21 protein-coding genes are annotated in these 21,308 nt (G+C 70.5%); 11 read left to right on the plus strand and 10 right to left on the minus strand.

Annotated features, from left to right (window positions below; genetic code table 11):
- Positions 1-15: 15 nt before the first annotated feature.
- The gene (locus tag I0C86_RS19070) at positions 16-2,862 is read right to left on the minus strand and encodes a PQQ-dependent sugar dehydrogenase (protein ID WP_196202601.1); all 2,847 of its coding nucleotides are present in this window, start codon (positions 2,860-2,862) and stop codon (positions 16-18) included.
- A gap of 179 nt (positions 2,863-3,041) precedes the next feature.
- Positions 3,042-3,302, minus strand: a complete 261-nt coding sequence (locus I0C86_RS19075) for a transcriptional regulator (RefSeq protein ID WP_196202602.1) — start codon at positions 3,300-3,302, stop codon at positions 3,042-3,044.
- A gap of 74 nt (positions 3,303-3,376) precedes the next feature.
- Between I0C86_RS19075 and I0C86_RS43535 the strand changes: the two genes are divergently transcribed.
- Positions 3,377-4,042, plus strand: coding sequence for a hypothetical protein (locus I0C86_RS43535; protein WP_230394394.1), 666 nt, complete (start codon positions 3,377-3,379; stop codon positions 4,040-4,042).
- A gap of 47 nt (positions 4,043-4,089) precedes the next feature.
- Here I0C86_RS43535 and I0C86_RS19085 read toward each other — a convergent pair whose 3' ends face one another.
- From I0C86_RS19085 to I0C86_RS19100, 4 genes are all read right to left on the minus strand, one after another.
- Positions 4,090-4,839, minus strand: coding sequence for a hypothetical protein (locus tag I0C86_RS19085; protein ID WP_196202603.1), 750 nt, complete (start codon positions 4,837-4,839; stop codon positions 4,090-4,092).
- Positions 4,840-4,861: 22 nt separating this feature from the next.
- Positions 4,862-5,179 (minus strand): hypothetical protein, encoded by a 318-nt coding sequence (locus I0C86_RS19090; protein ID WP_196202604.1) that lies wholly within the window; start codon positions 5,177-5,179, stop codon positions 4,862-4,864.
- A 3-nt stretch (positions 5,180-5,182) separates the two neighbouring features.
- Positions 5,183-5,929, minus strand: coding sequence for a hypothetical protein (locus I0C86_RS19095; protein ID WP_196202605.1), 747 nt, complete (start codon positions 5,927-5,929; stop codon positions 5,183-5,185).
- Positions 5,930-6,191: 262 nt separating this feature from the next.
- Positions 6,192-9,023 (minus strand): PQQ-dependent sugar dehydrogenase, encoded by a 2,832-nt coding sequence (locus I0C86_RS19100; RefSeq protein WP_196202606.1) that lies wholly within the window; start codon positions 9,021-9,023, stop codon positions 6,192-6,194.
- Between the two features lie 454 nt (positions 9,024-9,477).
- On the opposite strand from I0C86_RS19100, the gene I0C86_RS19105 reads away from it, so the two are divergent.
- Positions 9,478-10,809 (plus strand): glycosyltransferase family 4 protein, encoded by a 1,332-nt coding sequence (locus tag I0C86_RS19105; protein WP_196202607.1) that lies wholly within the window; start codon positions 9,478-9,480, stop codon positions 10,807-10,809.
- Between the two features lie 9 nt (positions 10,810-10,818).
- On the opposite strand, the gene I0C86_RS19110 is transcribed toward I0C86_RS19105, so the two are convergent.
- A complete protein-coding gene (locus I0C86_RS19110; protein ID WP_196202608.1) occupies positions 10,819-11,979 on the minus strand; it encodes an SRPBCC family protein in 1,161 nt (386 codons plus the stop codon).
- Between the two features lie 197 nt (positions 11,980-12,176).
- On the opposite strand from I0C86_RS19110, the gene I0C86_RS19115 reads away from it, so the two are divergent.
- Together I0C86_RS19115 and I0C86_RS19120 are read left to right on the plus strand one after the other, a co-directional pair.
- Positions 12,177-13,451, plus strand: coding sequence for a hemolysin family protein (locus tag I0C86_RS19115; protein ID WP_196202609.1), 1,275 nt, complete (start codon positions 12,177-12,179; stop codon positions 13,449-13,451).
- A gap of 114 nt (positions 13,452-13,565) precedes the next feature.
- Complete coding sequence (locus I0C86_RS19120; RefSeq protein ID WP_407676321.1) at positions 13,566-13,745, plus strand: hypothetical protein; 180 nt, start codon at positions 13,566-13,568, stop codon at positions 13,743-13,745.
- Between the two features lie 16 nt (positions 13,746-13,761).
- Here I0C86_RS19120 and I0C86_RS19125 read toward each other — a convergent pair whose 3' ends face one another.
- Positions 13,762-14,415: a DNA glycosylase family protein gene (locus I0C86_RS19125; RefSeq protein ID WP_196202610.1), complete on the minus strand. Its 654-nt coding sequence runs from the start codon at positions 14,413-14,415 to the stop codon at positions 13,762-13,764.
- A gap of 208 nt (positions 14,416-14,623) precedes the next feature.
- On the opposite strand from I0C86_RS19125, the gene I0C86_RS19130 reads away from it, so the two are divergent.
- Complete coding sequence (locus tag I0C86_RS19130) at positions 14,624-14,857, plus strand: hypothetical protein (RefSeq protein ID WP_196202612.1); 234 nt, start codon at positions 14,624-14,626, stop codon at positions 14,855-14,857.
- Between the two features lie 27 nt (positions 14,858-14,884).
- Here I0C86_RS19130 and I0C86_RS19135 read toward each other — a convergent pair whose 3' ends face one another.
- The gene (locus tag I0C86_RS19135) at positions 14,885-15,376 is read right to left on the minus strand and encodes a hypothetical protein (protein ID WP_196202634.1); all 492 of its coding nucleotides are present in this window, start codon (positions 15,374-15,376) and stop codon (positions 14,885-14,887) included.
- 62 nt (positions 15,377-15,438) lie between these two features.
- On the minus strand, positions 15,439-15,648 hold the full coding sequence (locus tag I0C86_RS19140) for a phosphatidylethanolamine-binding protein (protein WP_196202613.1): 210 nt from the start codon (positions 15,646-15,648) through the stop codon (positions 15,439-15,441).
- Between the two features lie 269 nt (positions 15,649-15,917).
- Between I0C86_RS19140 and I0C86_RS19145 the strand changes: the two genes are divergently transcribed.
- The 6 genes from I0C86_RS19145 to I0C86_RS19170 all read left to right on the plus strand — a co-directional run bounded on the left by I0C86_RS19145 (position 15,918) and on the right by I0C86_RS19170 (position 21,281).
- A complete protein-coding gene (locus tag I0C86_RS19145; RefSeq protein ID WP_196202614.1) occupies positions 15,918-17,117 on the plus strand; it encodes an XdhC family protein in 1,200 nt (399 codons plus the stop codon).
- A 189-nt stretch (positions 17,118-17,306) separates the two neighbouring features.
- Positions 17,307-18,425, plus strand: a complete 1,119-nt coding sequence (locus I0C86_RS19150) for a golvesin C-terminal-like domain-containing protein (protein WP_323373723.1) — start codon at positions 17,307-17,309, stop codon at positions 18,423-18,425.
- 110 nt (positions 18,426-18,535) lie between these two features.
- The gene (locus I0C86_RS19155) at positions 18,536-18,928 is read left to right on the plus strand and encodes a DUF2267 domain-containing protein (protein ID WP_196202615.1); all 393 of its coding nucleotides are present in this window, start codon (positions 18,536-18,538) and stop codon (positions 18,926-18,928) included.
- Between the two features lie 468 nt (positions 18,929-19,396).
- The gene (locus I0C86_RS19160; protein WP_407676322.1) at positions 19,397-20,047 is read left to right on the plus strand and encodes a CDP-alcohol phosphatidyltransferase family protein; all 651 of its coding nucleotides are present in this window, start codon (positions 19,397-19,399) and stop codon (positions 20,045-20,047) included.
- On the plus strand, positions 20,044-20,952 hold the full coding sequence (locus I0C86_RS19165; RefSeq protein WP_196202617.1) for a DUF881 domain-containing protein: 909 nt from the start codon (positions 20,044-20,046) through the stop codon (positions 20,950-20,952). The genes I0C86_RS19160 and I0C86_RS19165 overlap by 4 nt, the downstream gene beginning before the upstream one ends.
- Positions 20,949-21,281 (plus strand): small basic family protein, encoded by a 333-nt coding sequence (locus I0C86_RS19170; protein WP_196202618.1) that lies wholly within the window; start codon positions 20,949-20,951, stop codon positions 21,279-21,281. The genes I0C86_RS19165 and I0C86_RS19170 overlap by 4 nt, the downstream gene beginning before the upstream one ends.
- The last annotated feature ends 27 nt before the right edge of the window (positions 21,282-21,308 follow it).

Below are 21,308 nucleotides of genomic sequence, written 5' to 3' on the forward strand. Positions count from 1 at the left end.
GTGAGATGTAGCTCGTCAACCCCCCGCCGGCGGCGTGAAGATGATCGCCTTGCTGTTCGCCAGCACGAGTTGGTTGTAGGAGTACTGCACCGCGCCGGTGCCGGTCGCGTTCTCGATACCGACGGTCGCCGAGTTGCCCAGCTCCCGTCCGGAGTTCAGCGCGGCGTAGTTGAAGGTGATCTGCCCCCACTCGGAGATGACCACCTCGAAACTGATCCGGGCGGCCGGCGCACCGGACAGGCCCATGTCACGCCACTCGACCACGAACTGGCGGTCCGGCGCGGTGCCCACCACGGCGGTCCGGACCCGCGACTCGGGATGCATCACCAGGTCGTCCCAGAACGGGTAGAGCGTCGCGTTCGGTGCCGCCGCGTTCGGCAGCGGCCGGTTCGTCGGCCAGGAGCCGCGCGGGTCGACGAAGGACAGGGACCCGTTGGTGTCCACCCACGCCCTGGAGTAGTTCTGCCCGTAGAACGGAACCGGGAACGGTAGCGGCACCGAGGCGCTGTCGTTGTCGGCGGTCAGCGGCATCTCGCTCGGTCCGGCCGGTACGAAGGGCGTCCCGGTCTGGGTCCGGCAGGTGTAGCCGAAGCTGTCCGCACAGCTTCCCGGCGCGCCGTCGTAGGTTGCGGTGTAGGTCCGCGCGGTGGCGGGCGCCGTGATCACATGCGTCGCCGCGCCCCCGTCCGACCAGTTCTCGAAGGTGTACGTCGCCGGGCCGAGCGTCTGTGGTCCGGGCGCGCTGATCGTGTTCGTCGACCCGACGATCACCTGGGTACTGTTCGGCGTGGTGAGGTTCCGGCCGTTCACGTTGAGCCGCAGCCCGGCGGGCTTGGTAGCCAGCGCGAGGTTCACGGTCTGCGGGTCGAGCCGGAGCGTCGTGCTGCCGGTCAGTCCGCCGTTGTCCCGGGCGGTCAGCGTCAGCTCCAGGTAGGACGGATACTCGTGGTCCGGTGCCAGGAACGAGCCGGAGGCGGCCCCGGTCCACTCCCGCACCGGATGGCTGTGGCAGTTGTCCGGCGTGCTGCAGTGCTGCTGGACCAGTTGCCAGGAGAGTCCGGAGGCCGGCAGCGCGCCCTGCTGCGGATCGGTGGCCCGGCCGCTGAAGCTGACGGTCTGGCCTACCGACCAGCGGAGCGCCGCCGTCGGCGTCTCGATGACCGGCACCGGAGCGGCGGTACCCACCCTGATCTGCACCGTCGCGGTGTCACTCAGCCCGGCGAAGTCGACCACCCGCAGCCGGGCGGTGTAGGTGCCCACCGTTGGATAGCGGTGGCTGGCGGTCAGTCCGGTGGCGTCGATGGTGCCGTCGTCGGTGAAATCCCACTGGTACTCCAGGATCTCGCCCGGGTCGGGGTCGGTCGACCCGACGGCGTCGAAGGAGACCGTCAGCGGCGCGTTCCCACTGGTCGGGGTCGCGTCGAGCACGGCGTGCGGCAACTGGTTCCCCGAGTTGTAGTGGAACCGTCGCACCGTGCCGCCGGTCAGGTCCACGTAGTACAGATCGTTCTCCGGCCCGATCCGCAGGTCCACCACGCCCGGCGCGGACGCGAACGGCACGATCCGGGCCGGGTCGGGCAGTCCGTCCGTGCCCGCCCGCATCGCCCAGACGCAGCCGCGCGAATAGTCGGCGAAGAACAACGAGCCCGCGTACGTCGCCGGATAGCTGCCGCCGCCGGTCGGATAGAACGCCAGGCCGGACGGGGCCGATCCGCCGGTACGGCAGCCGTCGCCGGGCGCCACGACCTGGCTGTGCTGGTACGTGTAGTACGGCGCGGTCACCGTACCGGCGGGCGAGGCGTACAGGCTCTCGCAGAGGGTCAGGTTCGCGGCGTTGTAGCCACCCTGTGCGGCGTTGCCCTCGTAACACGGCCAGCCGTAGTTCCGGACCGGCCCGACCGCCGGGTCGACGATCCGGTTTATCTCCTCCCAGGTACGCCAGCCGATGTCGCCGATCCAGACCTCGTTGGTGCCCGGCCGGAACGTCCAGCGGAACGGGTTGCGCAGCCCGTACGTGAGGATCCGTCGACTGTTCGGGTCGGCGCTCGCGGCCAGCGGGTTGTCCGGCAGCCCCGCCCCGGTGGTGGGGGAAACCCGGATCAGGGTGCCGGAGAGGCCGGTCGGATCGGCCGGGGTGCGGATGTCCTGGGACCGCAGTGCGCCACCCTCGGCGGTCGGCGGCGTCACCGCCGTACCGGCCGGACCGGGCGGGTCACCGCACGGGTTGACCGGGCTGCCCGCCTGCCCGTAGTCGGTGAAGGTGGCGGAGGCGCCCTCGCCGCCGGTGACGTAGAGCGCGCCGTCCGCGCCGAATCCGAGGTCGCCGATCGAGTGGCTGTCGATCTGGTGACACCAGTCGTGCAGCAGCACCTGCTCGGGGCCGGTCATCACGTCGCCGCTGGCCCGCAACCGGGAGACCCGGGCGCTCGCCCGACAGTTTCCGATGACCGGGCAGGCGTCCCCGTAGGTGGGGGCGCTGCCGCCGATCACCCCGTCGTAGGTGTAGCTGACGTAGACGTACGGGTCGGTGGGGAAGGTCGGCGCCAGGGCCAGGCCGATCAGGCCGAGGTCGGTGAAGTTGTAGACGTTGGTCCGCAGGTCGGCGAAGACCGTCGGGGTGTTGTCGGAGAGGCTGTCGAAGACCTTCACCAGTCCGCTTTTCTCCGCCACGAAGACGCGTCCGTCGGAGGCGAAGACCAGTTTGGTCGGCCGGGTCAGTCCGGTGAACACGACCTGCTGGGTGAATCCGGTCGGTACGGCTGCGGCGGGCCGGGGTCCGAGTGTCGGTAGTCCGACCACGACCGGCGCGCCCAACACGAATGCCAGGATGAATGCCTGGACACGTTCCACGGCGCGCGACATGACGGTCTCCCTCCGGGCGGAGCGACCGGGTTCGGCGCCTGTTGCCCTGACCCAGAATCGCCACTCGCGCCGTGACTGACTGTCACGAGGTTGACCCTCGGGGGTGACCGACCGGATCGACTTAACGACCGATCAGCATCCCTGGTCAGCCGTTTGAACAGGTCGTGGCGCGGGCCGGATTACCGCCGTCTTCGGAGGAATGCGAGGACCTGTCTCGTGCTGCCGAACTCGGCGACGTTCAGCAACTCCCAGCCGAACCGGTCGAGCACTTCCGCGGCGGCGACCGCCGCCGTCACCCGCTCCGGGCTGAAACCCCGCTGGGCCCGGATCACCAGATTCCGGTACGGGTAGCCCCGAAGGTCGACCCGGTTCTCCAGCACCGCCTCGGCGTTCACCATGCGCAGCCGCGCGATTGCCTCGGGGGTATCCGGATTGGACATGCCCCCCACGATAGTCAGGGCCGGGAAACGTCGACCGGTCTGTGGCCGGTGCCCACGACGGGTACGTTGGCGGCATGGGGCAGTCGGTTCGCGGGCGCGGGCATTCGGGGCGCGGGCGCTGGGCGCTCGCCTGTTCCGGCGGCCTCGCGGCGGTCCTGCTTCTCGGCGGCTGCACGGGCGAGAGGGACAACCCCGGGAGGACACCGTCCGCCTCCGCCACCGGATCGGCGCCGTCGGCGAGCACTGGTGCGGCGCCGGACGGGTCCGGCTCGACGTACGACGCCGTCGGGCTCGATCTCTGTGCCGGCACGGACCTCGCCCCGCTGGCCGACCTCTCACTCAGGGTCGAGAAGAAGAACGCCCAGGCGCCACGGTCGGCACCTGGCTCGGCATGTCAGTTCAACCTGCGCACCCGGAGCGGGCACGAGGCGACCCTGCTGGTCGAGGCATCGACACTGACCTCGGCCGAAGAGGCCGGCCGCCTCTACAAGGCCACCCGGGACGTCACGGCGATGCGCCCGGACGGGGCGGTCGGCGGCATCGGCGACGAGGCGGAGGGGTTCAGCGAGGAATCGGACCCCGGGTTCAAGTACTCCGAATACATGATCCACGCGCGCAGCGGCAACCTGGTCCTCAAGGTGTGGCTGGCGGTGGGCGGCACGGCGTTCACCCCGAAGGACGTACTGGCCGAGAAGACGACGGCGATCACTGGGGCGACCCTGGCCCAGGTGCCCCGGTAACGGACCGGCGCCCGCCCCGGTGGCGGGGAGAGCGCCGGTCCGGCCGACTATCCGCGTACGGCCTCCGGCCAGCGCCCGCCGGGCAGCTTCGTATGGTCGCCGACCTGGCCGTTGATGTCCCGGACGTTGCCGAGCGCCTCGACGAATCTCGAGCCGACGTCGACCAGCCTGTTCAGCCCTGCCTCGACCAGCTCGCCCACCGAGTCCGAGAGAGTCTCGACGATCAGTGGGATCGTGATGACCCCGGCGGCCTCGCCGGCCGCCTCGATGATCTCGCCAGCGAGCCCGGTCACCAGCTTCGCCAGTTCGAGGGCGAAGTCGACGTTGCTCTTGGCGATCTTGAAAAGCCACTGACTGATGAACTCGGCCTTGAGGACCATGTCGTCGACGGCGCCCTTCTGCTGCGCCGCCTTGTGGAGGTAGGAGCTGGCCGCGTCGCCGGTCCACTTCGGCAGGTCCTGGTCCGCGGGCTCCGTGATCGCGAAGGAGAGGTCGGAGACGGGCGTCTTCACGGAGTTGACCCAACGGAAGCTGTTGATGATCAGCGACAGCACCGGGACCTGGTGTTCGAGCGCGTACTTCACCTTCTCGATCGCCTTGGCGAGTGCGTCCCGCACGGCCTCGAGTCCCCGCTTGACCCACAACAGCGCGGCCGCACCGAGCAGCCAGGACCACTTGTTCACCTTCTGGACGAGCGAGTTGAACCCGTCGACGGCCTTCTTTATGCCGTCCTGGATCTTCTGGAACGCCTCGTTGTACGGGCCGGTGAGTTCGGGCTCGCTGAGCGTCGGCGCCATATCTGAATCCTTCCCCCGTTTGTCACGCCGTGTATATCTTGTTGAGATCGAGGCTGACGATCCTGTCGGTCCGGTCGTACGCCTCGGCGATGGTGTCGAGCGCGTGGGCGAGCTGGTTGAACTCCTTCACCCCACCCGCGAGCGCCTGCTCACAGAAGTTCTGGAAGCTGATGTACGCCTGGGAGTGCGGGGCAGCGTTGGCGTCACCGATGAAGAACGCGGTGGCGTCGAGGTCGAGGTCCCGCACCGCCGAATGAACGGGCTCCATCTTGTCGGCGAGCTGTTTCCACTTCTTCGCCTCCTTGTACACCGTCCGGGTGACGACGGTCACTTCCGACATATGTCAGCTCCCTCGTGAGACGGCTCGGTGTGAGCCGGTTTCGGCCCGGACGGCGCGGAACAGGCCGATCGCCTCCAGGCGCAACTGTTCGGTGCTGGCCCCCCGGATCCGCTGGGTGTCGCCGGTGATCCCGGCGATCCCCCGCCCCTGGATCCGGGCGGTGAGGTGGCCGTGCGGGCTGGTCAACGTCCGCTCCGGGTCGTCGGCCGCCACGAGTCCGATGTCGATCCGGTCCAGCCGACGTAGCTGGTCGTCGAGGTCGTCCAGGGTGCTCCGGGTGATGGCGAGCCAGTCCCGGTCGTCGGGCTCCGGCTCGGCCACCTGCCGGGGTCGGGCGTACCGGTCCGTTCCGCGCTCGTCGGGTCCGAACGGTGACTTCGGGCGCCGCCCGAGGCCGAACGGGTCGCCTCCGGACTCCTCCTCCTTGGCGAAGGCGGCGAGTGCGCTACCCGTGATCAACTTCTGCACCCCTGCGGCGTACGCCTCGAACAGCGCGGCCGGAAAGCCGGCCGGATCGATTCGCTCCTGCCAGCCACGGGTGATCTCGACGCTCTCCACCTGCCCCTCGGCGTCGACGGACACCCGGATCGAATCCGTCCGGTCCGCGCCCTCGTGGTGGGCCGCCGGCCGGATCCGGCCACCCGCCGCGTCCAGCTCCCGCCGGGCCTGCGCACGAAGTACGTTGCTGTCTCCGAGGAAGTCCAGGCTCGCCAGATTCAGGTCGTCATCGCGGTCGTATCGCTGTGACACTTTTGGGCCCCATGATCATATTCCACGGGGTTCGTGCTCCCGTGGTGGTCGATCAGGGAGTAGACCAGACACACGCCGCACCCGCGACCCCTGCCCCCGCGCCACTGCACCAAACCACCCTGCCGATCCAACCGACCACCGTGCCGATCCCACCGGAGCGCTCCGATCCGCACCGGCCACGGAGGACGGTGTGGCCGCTACCGGATCCGGGCCGCACTCCAACCCCGGCGTCCGGCCCTGGACGCGCCTCGAATCAGTACGTTCACGGACGGAAGACCATCGACGTGCCGTTGGTCAGCTTCGGCTGGTCGACCGAGACTGACAGGGCCGTCGTACCGGCCGCATTCTCGATCCCGATGGTCGCCGAGTCACCCCGCTCCCGCCCACTCGTGTTCAGGTCCCGGTATCCGAAGACGATCTCCCCGTCCACGGCGAAGACCGCCTCGAAACTGATCCGTGCCGAGGTGGAGCCGTAGAGGCCGATATTGCGCCACTCCACCACGAACCGGCGGTCCGATCCGGTACCCAGCACGGCGGTCCGGACACTCGAGTCCGCCCGTACCACCAGGTCGTCCCAGAACGGGTACACCGCCGCGTTCGGGGGGCTGGAACTGGGCAGGGCGCCGTTAACCGGCGCCGGGTCGATGGTGTCCACGAAGGACAGATGTCCGTTGCTCGACACCCACGCGTCGGCGTACGTCTGGCCGAACAGCCGGACCGGGAACGGCAGCGCGACCTGGGTGACCTGGTCGTCCCCGGTCAACGGCAGCACGGTGGCGTCCGCCGGGAGCCACGGCCGCCCGCTGTCGGTCGTGCAGGTGTAGCCGGGCGTGCTGCCGCAACCGACCCCCGCCGAGGACGCGTACGTCGCCGTGTAGGTGGTGGCGGCGGCCGGTGCCGTGATCACGTGCGTCGCGGCGCCCCCGTCGGACCAACTTCGCAGCGAGTACGGCATCCCACCGACCTGCTGCGGCCCCGGCGCGCTGACCGTGTTCGTCGACCCGACGATCACCGTACGCGTGAACGGGGCGATCCCGGTGGCGGCGCCGACGCTGAGCTGTAGCCCGGGTGGGTTGGTGGCGAAGGTCAGGTCGACCGTGTCCGGGTCGAGCCGCCGCACCACGGTGTTCGCCAGGCCCTGCGCGTCGGTCGCGGTCAGCTCCAGTTCCAGGTACGACGGGTACTCGTGGTCCGGTGCCACGAACGAGCCCGAGGCCGCGCCCGACCACTCGCGTACCGGATGGGTGTGGCAGTTGTCGACCGACTCGCAGTGCTGCATCCGCAACCGCCAGGACAGCGCGGACGCCGGCAGGGTCCCCTGCTGCGGGTCGGTGGCGTGCCCGCTGAAGGTCACCGTCTCGCCCACCCGCCACCGGGTACCCGATCCGGGCGTGTCCAGCACGGCGGTCGGCGCACCGTTGCCGGGCTGGATGGTGACCGTGCTGCTCGCCGAGACGTTCAGGGTGTCGGTGACGGTCAGTGTCGCGGTGTAACTGCCGTTCGCCGGATAGCGGAAGCTGGTCGTCGGCGTACTGGCGTCGACCGTGCCGTCGCTGGTGAAATCCCACTCGTAGCTCAGCCGGCCCGCGTCGGCCGGGTCCGGATCGGTCGAGCCGGTGCCGTCGAACGCGACGGTGAGCGGCGCGGGTCCGCTGGTCGGCGTCGCGCTGATCACCGCGGTCGGCGGCTGGTTGCCGGGGAAGTACCGGATCCGCCGGACGGTGCCGCCGGCCATGTCGACGTAGTAGAGCTCACCGCCGGGACCGACGGCCAGGTCCACCGGCCCGGCGGCGGCCTGGCCGAACGCCTGGAGGTTGGCCGGGTTCGGCAGCCCTCCGGCGGTGCTCGGACGCATCGCCCAGATGCAGCCGCGCGAGTAGTCGGCGAAGAACAGCGCCCCGGCGTACGCCGCCGGATAGCTGCCGCCGCTGCCGGGGTAGAACGCCAGCCCGGAGACGGCGTCCCCGCCCGAGCCGCAGTTCTCCCCCGACACCACGGGCGCACTGTGGTTGTAGGTGTAGTAGGGCGCGGTCTGCCCGGCGCCGGCGTAGAGGGTCTCGCAGAGGTTCAGGTTGGCGTTGTCGTAGCTGGCCATCCGGCCGGTGCCCTCGTAGCAGGGCCAGCCGAGGTTGGTGACCGGGCCGGTCGGGTCGACCACCCGGTCGATCTCCTCCCAACTGTTCCAGCCGACGTCGCCCAGCCACACCTCGTTCGTGCCCGGCCGGGTCGTGAACCGGAACGGGTTGCGGGCGCCGTGCGCGACGATCCGGCGGGTGTTGAGGTCCGCCGAGCCGATCAGCGGGTTACCGGCGGCGGCCGCCCCGGTCGCCGGATCGAGCCGCAGCACCGCGCCGTCCAGACTGGTCGGGTCGGCCGTGGTCCGGACGTCCTGGGAGCGCAGCGCACCACCCTCGGCGCCCGGTGGCGTCATGGTGCCGCCCGGCGGGTCACCGCACGGATTCGCCGGGTTGCCCAGTTGGCCGTAGTCGGTGGCGCTGAAACTGGCACCGTCGCCCGCGGTGGCGTAGAGCATGCCGTCGGCGCCGAACCGCAGGTCGCCGACGGAGTGGCTCGGATACTGCTGGCACCAGTCCTGGACGAGCACCTGCTCGGTGCCGGTCATCACGTCGCCGCTGGCCCGCAGCCGGGACAGCCGGCCGGTGACCACACATCGGCCGTTGTTGGCGTCACCACAGGTGTCGTTCCACACCGGAGCGGTCTGCCCCGGCGGCGCATCGTAGGTGTAGAGCACGTAGACCCAGGGGTTGGTCGGGAAGTCGGGCGGCAGGGCCAGCCCGAGCAGGCCCCGGTCCCACTGGTTGTGCACGTTCCTGGACAGGTCGGCGAAGACCGTCGGGGTCGGATCGGCCAGGTCGGCGAAGACCTTCACCCGCCCGCCCTTCTCGGTCACGAAGACCCGGCCGTCCGGGGCGAACTCGATGTTCGTCGGCTCGGTCAGGCCGTTGAAGACGACCTGCTCCTGGAACCCCGTCGGCAGGGTCACGGCCGCGGCCGGGGCGCCCTGGAGCGGGCTCAGGACGCCGACCAGTAGTGTCAGTACCAGGCTCAGCCGCATGCGGCGACGCAGGCGCATGGTGCACCCTCCCCACTGTCGGGGTGCCGCGGTCCGTAACCGAACCGTCGTCCTCCCCGTCGGCACAGGGTAGGTTTTCCGGCGGTCGTTGCGGGCGCCCCGCACCAAATCGCGTTTCCGACGAAGATCAATAAATCGGCGCGCTCCAGACACCTATCGCGACAGGCACCCGACCCTATAACCGGATTAGGGCCGATCGGACTGTCGATACCCCGATGAATGAGTGAAGGAACAATAGTCCGATCGGTCGTTACCTTGTAAGTAAGTCGACAGATCCGCCATTCCGTGGTCCTTGCCCCCGCCGGGCTGGTAGAGCAATGTCTTTGTAGGACACCGGCCGGTAGCGGGATACCTCGGTGTGTGAACTTTGCTTCCTTTGGGTCGCGGCGAAATTCGAATTCGCCGCGACCTTCCATCGAAAACGTCGTCCGAGCTGCGCGGATGGGAGTTAGAGATGGCCGATCGACGTCCCCATGTGGTCATCGTGGTGGTCAATCTGCCGGCTGAGCGGGATCGCCGGGTGATCCGGGAGTGCCAGGCCCTGGAGGCCGCCGGCTACCGGGCCTCGGTGATCTGCCCGCGTGGCCCACGGCCACTGACGGTGCTGCCGGGCACTGCGGCCACCACGATCCTCTCGTTTCCCCAGCCGCTTGCCGGCAAGGGCGTACTCTCCTTCGCCGCCGAGTTCGCCTGGGCGCTGATCGCCGTCACCGTCCGGCTGCTGGGCCTGATGCTCCGCACCCGGGTGGACGCCGTGCAGGCGTGCAATCCGCCGGACGTCTTCTGGGTCGTCGGGCTGCTGATGCGGGCCCTGGGGCGGCCGTTCGTCTTCGACCACCACGACCTGAGCCCGGAGCTGTACGAGTGCAAGGCCGGGCAGCCCCGGACGAGCGTGCTGTGGATGCTCCGGCTGTTCGAGCGACTCTCCTGGCGGTGCGCCACCGCCGTGGTGGCGACCAACGAGTCGTTCCGCGAGCTGGCGATGAACCGGGGCGGATGTCATCCGGACAAGGTGGTGGTGGTCCGCAACGGCCCGGCACTGGCCGAGGTCCACCGCGACCGCGCCATCCGGGTGGAGCCGACGGCCGGCAGCACGGACCGGGGAACGGCTGTCGAGGCCCGGAATCCGGGCTCCGGCAACGACCCGGGTTCCGGCAACGTCCGGCAGAAGGTCGTCTACGTCGGCGTGATCAACCCACAGGACAACGTCGAGGCTGCGGTGCTGGCCGCCGAGCGGTTGGTGGGACTGCGCGGCACCGACGACTGGGAGCTGGTGGTCGCCGGGGACGGGGAGAGCGTGTCGGAGCTGCGCCGGCTGGCCATCCAGCGGGGAATCGAGGACGTCGTACGCTTCACCGGCTGGCTGGAGGCCGACGAGGTCGACGAACTGCTCTGCTCGGCGGCGATCGCGATCCAGCCGGACCTGCCGAGCCGGATGGCCGAGATGTACACCATGGCCAAGACCGTGGAGTACGTCGCCCGGGGCGTACCGGTCGTCGCCGTGGACCTGCTGGAGACCCGACGTACCGCCGACTCGGCCGCGAGCTATGTGCTGACCGGCAGCCCGGACGAGTTCGCCAAGGCCATCGACCAGCTGCTCGGCGACGAGCAGGCCCGAGCGGCGATGAGCGTCACGGGTCGGCAGCGGTTCATCGACGAGCTTGCCTGGGATCATCAGGTGAAGTCGTACATCCGACTCTGGGACCGATTGCTCCGCCCGTCGCCGAACGGCTACAACCAAGTTTCATCCGGTAACGGGGCCGATGCCGCGCGCCTGCCGATCTGACGAATTTCCTCAGCATATCCGCGCACCCGAAGGGGCCGTCCGATGGACCTTCTCGACCTGCTGAAACTCATGTTTCGGCGGTGGTATGTCTCGGCTCCGGTCGTCGTCGTGACGCTCGGCGCGGCCCTTGCCTTCGGCCTGGCGATCCAGCCGGAGTACAAGACCGAGGTCGCCATTCTGCTCGTGCCGCCGACCACCTCCGCCGCCGCGCCGGCGCCCGACGCGACCCCACGCCCGGGCAATCCCTGGCTGCGGATCGGCGAGAACGCGATGGCCCAGGCGGTGCAGATCTCGATTTCGGCGCACGACGCCCGTACGAAGATCGCCACGGCCGGCGGTGACCCCGACTACGAGGTCGGGCTGGTGAACCGCAGTTCGATCCTGACCGTCGCCGTCGTGGCGGCGGACGAGGACAGCGCCCGGAAGACCGTGCAGGCGGTGACCAAGCTCATCCACGACGAGGTCGAGGGGCAGCAGGCACAGTACGAGCCGAAACCCGGCGAGCAGATCACCACCGAGGTGCTCGACCCCGGCCTGAACATCGTGCAGTCCCGGTCCAACGTGCTGCGGGCGCAGGTCGTGATCGCCGCCATCGGCGCGCTGCTGGCCGCCGTATCGGCCGTCATCTACGACGCGGTCGCCCGGCGCCGCGCCGGCCGGGACGGCCCCGAGAACCGCGGTGGACTCCGGAAGGTCCACCTCCCGAAAGGCCAGCCAATCCAGTACGGCCGGCAGCCGGGTGTCGAGGAGCTGCCGGTACGCCTGCTCGCGCCGATCCGGATCGGCCGGCCGCCACGGGTCGTCGATCCCGCTGTCCCGGAACGGGTCGTCGATCCCCGTGTCCCGGAACGGGTCCTCGGGGTCGCCCTGGGTCACCGTCAGCCGGCATCCCTCCGCCGTCGGGGTCAGCTCGCAGACCACCTGGGTCGGCTGGCCGTCCTCGGGCCAGCGCACCACGATCCGATGTGGCGGGTCGAGTTCGACCAGCTCGACGGTGATCAGCTCGTCCAATTCGGGGAAATCCGTCGGCCGCAGCTCGAACCGACTGATCGACGAGGGTCGTGGTTCGACCGAGCCGAACCACTTCGGGAGCAGCTCACGGTCGGTCAGGGCCCGCCACACCCGCTCCGGCGGATGGCGCAGGTCGACGGTGGTCCGGATTTCGGTCACGGCAGGACTGTACGACCATCCAGCCGGCGGCACGGTACGGCCCCGGACGCGCAGCCGGCCCGACCCGGCGGCGCCCTCCGGCGGACCTGCCGAGCGGCGCCCGCCAGCCCGTTTCCGCCACCGGCACCGGCAAACCGGCCCCTGGCCGGAAGGGCTGGGGTTAAGTGGCTTGCAGGGCAGTGGAGGGAGACGGCCGGGTGGGCGGGTACGGCGTGCAGCTCGTGCTGGTGCTGCTCCTCATCCTGCTCAACGCGATCTTCGCCGGCAGCGAGATGGCACTGGTCTCGTTGCGAGAGGGGCAACTGCGCCAGCTCGGCCGGAAGGGGCGGCGGGGCGCGACCCTGGTCCGGCTGGTCCGTGATCCGAACCGGTTCCTGGCGACCACCCAGTTGGGGATCACCCTGGCCGGCTTCCTGGCCTCGGCCGCCGCGGCGGTGTCCCTGGCCAAGCCGTTGCTGGGACCGCTGAGCTTCCTCGGCCGCGCCGCCGAGCCGGTGGCGGTGGTGCTGGTGACCGCCGTGCTGACCTTCGCCACGCTGGTGCTCGGCGAACTCGCCCCGAAACGGCTCGCCATGCAGCGGGCGGAGCGCTGGGGCCTGCTGGTGGCCCGGCCGCTGGACGTGTTCGCGATGGTGTCCCGGCCGGTGGTGTGGCTGCTGAGCCGTACCACCAACGTGGTCGTCCGGATCCTGGGTGGCGATCCGCAGGCCGCCCGGGAGGAGGTGGACAGCGACGAGTTGCGGGAACAGATGCTCACCCAACGCAACTTCTCGGCTCAGCAGCGCGAGATCGTCAGCGGCGCCTTCGAGATCGCCGACCGCACGCTCCGGGAGATCCTGGTGCCCAGGGGAGTGGTGACGAGCCTGCCGGCGGATCTGCCGATCGAGGAGGGACTGCGCCGGTTGGCCGACGCGGGGCTGTCCCGGGCGCCGGTGACCGGCCCGAACGGGCTGGACGATGTGGTCGGCGTGGTGCACGTCCGGGACCTGGTCGGCGGCGGGCCGCTGGTGGGGGACCAGGTCCGGCCGGTCTGTTTCCTACCGGAGATGCTGCAGGTCTCCGACGCCCTGCGGCAGATGCGCGCGCAGCGGCAGCGGCTGGCGCTGGTGGTGGACGAGCGGGGTGCCACCGACGGCCTGGTCACCATGGAGGACCTGCTGGAGGAGGTCGTCGGCGAGTTGTACGACGAGACGGACCGGGACGTCCAGACCGTCGTCCGGGAGGACGACGGGGCGTTGCTGGTGCCGGGCTCGTTTCCCCTGCACGACCTGCCGGATATCGGCGTCCGGCTCGACCTGCCGCGATCGGGTGACTACACCACGGTCGCCGGGCTGGTGCTGGCCCGGCTGGGCCACATCCCGACCGCCGCGGGCGAGACGTTGCGGCTTCCCGGGATGACCGCAGAGGTGGTCGAGGTCGCGGGGCGGGCGATCCGGCTGGTCCGGCTGCGACCGGAGCCATCCGAACGCTGAGCACCGCGGCGGGCCCCTCGGCGCCCCGTCCGGGCCCTTTCCGTGTTCACCCGGATCGGGGGGTGTCGGGCCGATCCGCTACTGGAACTCTATGCCGCAATTAGGGTAATTTGCGTGAAAAATAAGGGACTACGAACCCTGCTGTCGGTCGGCGCTGCGCTCGCCGTCATCTACTTCGGCAGCAGCGGCGAGGAGGAGGGTGGCGTCACCAACGCGGTGCTGCTGCTGGCGGTCGCGGCGGGCCTGACCGTCTGGTACCTGACCAGGCCCAGTACCGGCAAACCGGTGAGTTGAGCGGGGCGGATCAGACTCAGCGGGCCCCCGCCGCCCTGGTCAACTCGCCGATCGACTGCTGACCGAGGGAAACCCGTACCAGCGCCGAGACCAGGCGGGGAAAATCACCGCCGCCGACCAGCCTGGCCAGTTTGTCCGGGGTGGACGGCAAACCGAGCCGCTGCGCGGCACCGGCCGCCCTCCGATCGGCGTACGGGCGTACGTCGGGCCACACCGCCTGCGCCTCCCGGAGGAAGATGTCCGCTCCGGTCGGTCCGATGCCGGGAAAGCCGGTCAGCAGCCGGCGGAGCGTGGAATGGTCGCCACCGGCCTCGTGGTGCAGCCGGCGCAGGTCGCCGTGCCAGCGATCCAGGCACAAACGGGCACCGTTGCCCAGCATCGTCGAGGTGCGCTCGTCGTAGCGCCGGTAGTGGCCCCGACCCAGCGCGTCCACCCGGTCCTGCCAGCTCGACGACATGGTCCCCTGCGGCGTACGGCAGCCGGCGGCGAAGAGTTCCCGGGCGGCGGCGACCGCGACACCGGCCCGGATCCGGGTGCTGAGCAGCGTCGTGAGCACCAGCAGCTGATAGAGCGGACCCGGCCGGTCGGCGAGGCGGATCCCGGCCTCCTCGGCGTACGTGCGTCCCTGTCGTTCCAGCAGCACCCGCACCAGGGCGCGTTCACGGTTCATCCACCCCGGTTACCCACGCTGTCCGGAGCCTTACCGGGCCGGGCGGACCGAATGGCGCCACTCGCACCGGGTAATCGAACGGCGGGTGCCCGAGCGGTCCGTGGCACCGGTGGAAACGCCGGTCACGCCCGAATCGGCTACCCGACCGGTCGGGACGGCTCCGGCCGGTGAGCCGAAACGAGTGGTACGACGGTGGAAGGGGACGGCGATGACGAACGTGCAGCAGCCGGAGATGCGCCGGAATGAGCGGACCCCCCTCGTACAGGACAGCAAGGGCCCGCGCCCGGGTGAACCGTCGCGGGTCCGGGGTGGTGACGGCCGGCGGATCCCGCCCGAACAGGTTTCCCCGTACGGTCCGGCGGCCCGGCCGGTGGCCGAGGATCCCGACGAGCGGGCGGCCGGCCGGAGCCGGGCGCGTCCGGTCGCCGGCGGCACCGGATAACGCCCCGGGCGCCGGTGGACCGAACCCTCAGCCGGGGTGGACACGGGCTCGGAGCGGAAACCGCCGGTGCGGGCGACGTGACCGGCCGAGCTGGTCGAGGGTTGCCACGGCGGCCATCCCGTACGCGAGGTGTGGCACGACGTCGGAGAGCCAGTCCGTCCCGCTCCAGCGGCGCGGATCGGTGACCCGTAGGACGGTCAGCATGCCGTCCGACGTCAGCATGGCACCGGCTCCGAAGATCCCGGCCGCCACCGGCCCGGGGAGGCGGCGCAGGCCGACCACGGTGAGGGCGGCACCGCACGCCACCCCGACCGCGTAGCCGAGCAGGGGCCCGAGGCCCGAGCGGCGGTTCGCCGCCCGGTCCTCGGGCCCCAGACCGACGTGCAGCGCCTCCGTCAGCCGCCGGACACTCTCCTGCGGGGTGCTGCTGGCGGGGCGGCCCCGCACCGTCATGTCCAGGTAGGTGACCACGTTCAGGGCGACACTGCCCACCGCGCCCGCTATCGCCCCGTCCACCAGGTCGGTGACCTGACCGGCCGAGGCCGCCCGGCGCGTCGACCCGGTGACGGCGGCGAGGCTGATCACTTCGGTTCTCCGCGGCCCCGTTCACCCTTCGGGCCGAGGCCACGTTCGCCCCGGACGAAGCCGGGACGCTGCTGTTCCTCCCGGAGGTACCGGTTCGCCGCCTCGTCCGCCTCCTTGTCGTTGGCGCGGCCCGAGTTCTCGATGCGCTTGCGTAGCCGGGCACGTTCGACGTCGTACGCGTTGCTTCCCGGTCGTGGTCCTGGCATGAGGCTGCCCCCGTCCCGTCGTGTCGGCGCCGTACCCGGCCGGTCTACCCGCCCGGCTCCGGCCCATTCGCGCCAGGCCGTTCGTCCGCCGGCGGATGCTCGGCGTCCGCGTAACCTCTCAGTGCGGGTGACGGGTCGACCGAGGGTAGTGATCGGACATATGGGACGATCTTCGGATGGCGGAAGGACGGCGGCAACGGGGCGAAGCCACTGCGGGCGGGCCGGCCGCCGGCCCGTCCGGCACGAGGAACGGGTGCGGGTGAACGGCCATGCGTGACGTACTCGACGAGTTGGACCGCTGGTGGCGGGCCGGCGAGCCGGTCGGGATGGCGACCGTTGTCGCCACCTGGCGTTCCGCACCCCGCCAGGCGGGCGCGACGATGCTGGTCGGGCCGGACGGCGCGGCGGTCGGCAGTGTCTCCGGCGGTTGCGTCGAGGGAGCCGTCTACGAGCTGACCCGCCAGGTGACCGTCACCGGAGTGCCGGCACTTGCGCGGTACGGCGTCACCGACGACGACGCGTTCGCGGTCGGTCTTACCTGTGGTGGCATCCTCGACGTCTTCGTCGAGCGGGTGGATCCGACCGGATTCGGCGAGTTCGCCGAGGTGGCGGCGGCGATCCGGACAGGGGTCCCGGTGGCCGTGGTCACGGTCGTGTCGGCCGGGCCGGCGGATTCGGCCGGTCGGCTCGGCCGCCGGATGGTGGTCTGGGCGGACCGGACGGCCGGATCGCTCGGCGTGGACCGGTTGGACGCGGCGGCGACGGACGACGCCCGGGGGCTGCTGGCCGCCGGCCGCACCGGCACGCTCCGCTACGGGTACGACGGCCAGCGTCGCGGCGACGAGCTGCTGCTCTTCGTCGCGGCCTACGCCGCCCCGCCCCGGATGATCGTCTTCGGCGCGATCGACTTCGCGGCGGCCGTGGCCCGGGTCGGCGCCTTCCTCGGCTATCGGGTGACGGTCTGCGACGCCCGGCCCGTCTTCGCCACCAGCCGCCGGCTGCCGGACGCGCACGAGGTGGTGGTCGACTGGCCACACCGCTATCTGCGGGCCGAGGCGGATGCCGGACGGGTGGACGGCCGCACCGTGGTCTGCGTACTGACCCATGATCCAAAGTTCGACGTTCCGGTACTCGAGGTGGCACTGCGGCTGCCGCTCGGCTACGTCGGTGCGATGGGTTCGCGACGGACGCACTCGGATCGGCTTGCCCGACTCCGCGCGGCCGGGCTCTCCGAGGCTGAACTCGGCCGGCTCGCCTCGCCGCTCGGTCTCGACCTGGGGGCCAGGACTCCCGAGGAGACCGCGGTCAGCATCGCGGCGGAGATCGTCGCGGCCCGGTGGGGCGGCAGCGGCGAGCGACTCTCCGCTCTGGCGGGCCGGATCCACCACGAGGTCCCGATCCAGCACAGCGAGAACCCGATGCGACGGAGCGAGGCTTCGGCGGCCGGCGGCGGTACCCCGGCGGGTTGAACCCCGGTACCGCCACTCAGTCCGCCGCGCAGCCGGCCGCATAGGCCGCGACGGTCCCACCACCAGGACGGAATTCCGTGGACGTGTGCCGCCTCTAGCGGCGCACGTCGATGGTCTGGTAAAAATTCCTTCAACATTGCTCGGCGCAATCAAGGAAACCTTCAACCCCCGTCTACTGGAGGTCCATCCGTGACCGGCAACCCTCTGTCCCGCCGCGATGTCGTACGCGGCGCGGTGTTCCTCGGTGTCGGCGCCGCCACCGGCGGCCTGTCGATCGCCGGTGGCCCACCGGCGCTGGCGGCTCCCGACGACTCGTCGGCGCTGGCCGTTCCCGTCCCCACCATCGCGAGCTGCGCCACCTGGGGAGCGCGGTCACCAGGCTCGCTCAGCGTGATCTCGTCGTCGCCCGACAAGATCGTCATCCATCACACCGCCGGTGCGAACAGCACCACCTACACCCAGGCGCACGCGTACGCGATGGCCCGCAGCATCCAGAACTTCCACATGGACGGGAACGGCTGGTCCGACTCGGGGCAGCACTTCACGATCAGCCGCGGCGGATACATCATGGAAGGCCGGCACAACAGCCTGGCCCGGCTCCGCGCCGGCAGCGGGATGGTGGTCGGCGCGCACTGTCCCGGTCAGAACGACAAGGGCATCGGGATCGAGAACGAGGGCACCTACACCAGTGCCACCCCGCCCGCCGCCCTGTACGACAAGCTCGTGCAGTTCTGCGCGTACATCTGCGAGCAGTACGACATCGGCGCCTCCCGGATCTACGGGCATCGCGACTACATCGCCACCGCCTGTCCGGGCAACGTGCTCTACGGCATGCTCCCGCAGTTGCGTAGCGACGTCGCGGAGGCGCTCACCGGCGGTGGGACGACCCCGCCGCCCGACTTCAGCACGATCATCGACAACACCACGAGCGGCAGGTTCACCGCGAGCGCCAACTGGCTCACCTCCAGCTACTCCGCCGAGCGCTACGGAGCCGACTACCGGTACGCCAACCCGGAGGCGATCAGCGACGTCGCCTACTACAAGGCGGACATTCCGGCGGAGGGCAGCTACCGGATCGACGCGTGGTACCCGGGCATCGCCGGCTACAACACCGCCACCCCGTACGTCGTGGTGACCAAGAGCGGCAACCAGACCGTGGTCGTCGACCAGAGCACCGGCGGCGGCGCGTGGCGGTCGCTGGGCACCTTCACCCTGACCGCCGGCGACAAGAACGTGGTCGGGGTGAGCCGGTGGAGCGGTGCCAGCGGATACGTCGTCGCCGACGCTGTCCGGATCACCCGGGTCTGACCGACCGGCCCCGTTCCGGACCGGACCGGCCGCGCATCATCGCCACACCGGCGGGTAGACCGTGCCGGCGGTCGACATTCGGCGGTCTGGTCCCGAACGGGGGTGGGGGAGTGCGGTACGACGAGTTTCTCGCCAAGGTGCGGGAGCGCGGCGAGTACGCCGACGCGGCGGAGGCGGAACGGGTGACCCACCTGGTGCTCGGGATCCTGGCGCAGCGACTGCATCCGGACGAGGCCGAGGACCTGGCCGCCCAGTTGCCGGGGCCGCTGGCGGCGACCCTGATCTCGGCGGCGCAGGGCGGAGCGGGCGGGTTCGGCTCACGGGAGTTCCTGGCCCGGGTGGCGACCGGGGCCGGTGCGACGGCCCGCACCGCCGAGTGGGACGCGAGTGCGGTCCTGTGCACCGTGACCGAGGCGGTGTCGGGCGGGGAGCTCAACGACGTGCTGACCCAGCTTCCGTCGGGATACGCCCCGTTGTTCGGCCGGGCGGGCCTGGGCGGCTGACCGGCTCGTAGCCGGACTTCCGCGTCCGGGCGGCGGCATCACCCCGCAAGCCCGCGGCGGCCACGAAGATCGTCAGACGCAGGCAGAGGGACCCTCTGCCTGCGTCTTCTTCGGTCCCCGGAAGCCTTCGCGGTTCCCTGGAGAAGACAGCCAGCGCGCCGTCGGCAGGCAAGTGTCTTTCTAGCTTCCTAGGATGCCTTACCCGACGTGCCCGACGTCACATCCTGTTCGCCGACAAAACCACGAACGCACCGGGCACGCTCGGCCCGCCCGAATTTTGGCCGGATATAGTGGCACGGCAATTGAGCAGCAACGGAACTTCCGTCAGCGGAGGCCGGGCTGTGTCGGGCGCCGGCATCACCGGGGGTGCGCCATGCATTCCGGGGGAGGGGTCGGCCGGAAACGCGTACCGGTCCTGCGGACCCGTCCATGCGGCGGGGCCCGAGCCGTGGCGCGGAGGGAGGTTCGGTGTCGCGTCGGCCGGCGCGGGCGAGTGATACCCAGCCAACCGGTGGCGCCGCCGCCGAGTCCGCCGGCTCCACGGGGCGGATCCTCACCGTCCCCAACCTGATCAGCTTCACCCGACTGCTCGGGGTGCCGCTCTTCCTCTACCTGTTCCTGGTGACGCACGCGGACGTCGCCGCCCTCGTCGTACTGGCGGTCGGTGGTCTCAGTGACTGGGTCGACGGGTACGTCGCCCGACGTCTGCGTCAGGTCAGCCGGCTCGGTGAGCTGCTCGACCCGGTCGCCGACCGGCTCTACATCCTGGCGACGCTGGTCGCGCTGACGGTCCGCGACGTCGTGCCGTGGCAGTTCACCGTCGCGTTGCTGGCCAGGGACGCCGTGATGACGATCAACATCGCGGTGCTCCGGCGGTACGGTTACCGTCCACCGCCCGTGCACTATCTCGGCAAGACGGCCACCTTTGTTCTGTTGGCGGCCTTCCCGACGTTGCTCCTCGCGGACGCGTCCGCCGGCGCGGCCACCGTCGCCGGGGCGATCGGGTGGGCCCTGGCCCTGTGGGGGTTGGCGCTCTACTGGCTGGCGGGTGGGCTGTACGTGATCCAGGCGGGCCGGTTGATCGGAGCGGCCCGCGCATCCCGGGCGGAGGTGGCATGACCGAGCCCGGCAAGCGGGCCTACGCTCCGGATTTCCTCACCGAGCTGTTCCGCAATCCCCTCGATCCCGGGTACGTCGACGCCGCCGAGCAGCGGCGACGGACTGGTCCGGCCACGGGCTGGCGACGGTCGACGCCTCGGACGGTGAGCGTGGTGACCCTGGTTCTGCTGGGTTTCCTGTTGGCCGTGGCCTATCGCCAGACGATGGCGGCGGAGCCGAGCCGGAGCGAGGCCCGGGCGGGCCTGGTGGCACAGATCAAGCAGCGGGAGACCGAGAACGCGGGGTTGACGGCCGAGTCCGACCGGTTGCGTGACGAGGTGGCCCGGCAGCGGGATGCGGCGTTGTCCGGAAGCGTGGCCGCCAACCTGCGGAACCTGGAGGCGTCGACGGGGCTGGGTCGGGTCCGGGGTGACGGGGTCGTGGTCCGGGTCGCCGATGCGCCGACCGAGGAGGATGCGGTCACGGGAGCCGGCGGTACGAATCTGGGCCGGGTGCTGGACCGGGATCTGCAGGACATCGCGAACGCGTTGTGGAGCGGTGGGGCGGAGGCGATCTCGATCAACGGGCAGCGGTTGACGGCCACCTCGACGATCCGGGCGGCTGGTGGCGCGATTCTGGTCGACTTCAAACCGGTGATCGGCCCGTACGAGGTGTCCGCGATCGGGCCTCGACAGTTGGAGCGGCGGTTCCGGGACAGCGCTGCGGCGCGGTTGTTGAACAGTGTCGCGGAGGAGCACGGGATGTCGTTCGAGTTCCGGGATGTGGACGATCTCACTCTGCCGGCGGCGACCGAGCCGCAGTTGCGTTATGCCAAACCCTCGCCGAGACCCACTCCGATGTCGTCGGGGTCCGGGTCGTCGTCGGGGTCGGGGGCGTCCCCCAGTCCGCTTGGAGGTGGCCGATGATCGCTGTGCTCGCGTTGTTCGCCGGGGTGCTCCTCGGCGTCTGGTTGGATCCGACGGTGCCGTCGGCGCTGCTGCCGTACCTGCCGATCGCCGTGGTCGCGGCGCTGGACGCGGTGTTCGGCGGGGTGCGGGCCAAGCTTGACGGCATCTTCGACGACAAGCAGTTCGTGATCTCGTTCATCTCGAACGTGCTGGTCGCGGGCATCATCGTCTATCTCGGTGACCAGTTGGGTGTGGGTGGGCAGTTGTCCACGGGTGTCGTGGTGGTGCTCGGTGTCCGGATCTTCGGCAACGTGGCGGCTATTCGCCGGCACCTGTTCCGGGCGTAGGTTCGTGGCGATGACTGAGCCAGCGAA

This window comes from Plantactinospora alkalitolerans, from assembly GCF_015690345.1.
Classification (GTDB): Bacteria; Actinomycetota; Actinomycetes; order Mycobacteriales; family Micromonosporaceae; genus Plantactinospora; species Plantactinospora alkalitolerans.

Bases quoted from the DNA above. Each gene is read 5' to 3' on its own strand.
- I0C86_RS19070 (WP_196202601.1), bottom strand. From the start codon at position 2,862: ATGTCGCGCGCCGTGGAACGTGTCCAGGCATTCATCCTGGCATTCGTG.
- I0C86_RS19075 (WP_196202602.1), bottom strand. From the start codon at position 3,302: ATGTCCAATCCGGATACCCCCGAGGCAATCGCGCGGCTGCGCATGGTG.
- I0C86_RS43535 (WP_230394394.1), top strand. From the start codon at position 3,377: ATGGGGCAGTCGGTTCGCGGGCGCGGGCATTCGGGGCGCGGGCGCTGG.
- I0C86_RS19085 (WP_196202603.1), bottom strand. From the start codon at position 4,839: ATGGCGCCGACGCTCAGCGAGCCCGAACTCACCGGCCCGTACAACGAG.
- I0C86_RS19090 (WP_196202604.1), bottom strand. From the start codon at position 5,179: ATGTCGGAAGTGACCGTCGTCACCCGGACGGTGTACAAGGAGGCGAAG.
- I0C86_RS19100 (WP_196202606.1), bottom strand. From the start codon at position 9,023: ATGCGCCTGCGTCGCCGCATGCGGCTGAGCCTGGTACTGACACTACTG.
- I0C86_RS19105 (WP_196202607.1), top strand. From the start codon at position 9,478: ATGGCCGATCGACGTCCCCATGTGGTCATCGTGGTGGTCAATCTGCCG.
- I0C86_RS19125 (WP_196202610.1), bottom strand. From the start codon at position 14,415: ATGAACCGTGAACGCGCCCTGGTGCGGGTGCTGCTGGAACGACAGGGA.
- I0C86_RS19130 (WP_196202612.1), top strand. From the start codon at position 14,624: ATGACGAACGTGCAGCAGCCGGAGATGCGCCGGAATGAGCGGACCCCC.
- I0C86_RS19140 (WP_196202613.1), bottom strand. From the start codon at position 15,648: ATGCCAGGACCACGACCGGGAAGCAACGCGTACGACGTCGAACGTGCC.
- I0C86_RS19145 (WP_196202614.1), top strand. From the start codon at position 15,918: ATGCGTGACGTACTCGACGAGTTGGACCGCTGGTGGCGGGCCGGCGAG.
- I0C86_RS19165 (WP_196202617.1), top strand. From the start codon at position 20,044: ATGACCGAGCCCGGCAAGCGGGCCTACGCTCCGGATTTCCTCACCGAG.
- I0C86_RS19170 (WP_196202618.1), top strand. From the start codon at position 20,949: ATGATCGCTGTGCTCGCGTTGTTCGCCGGGGTGCTCCTCGGCGTCTGG.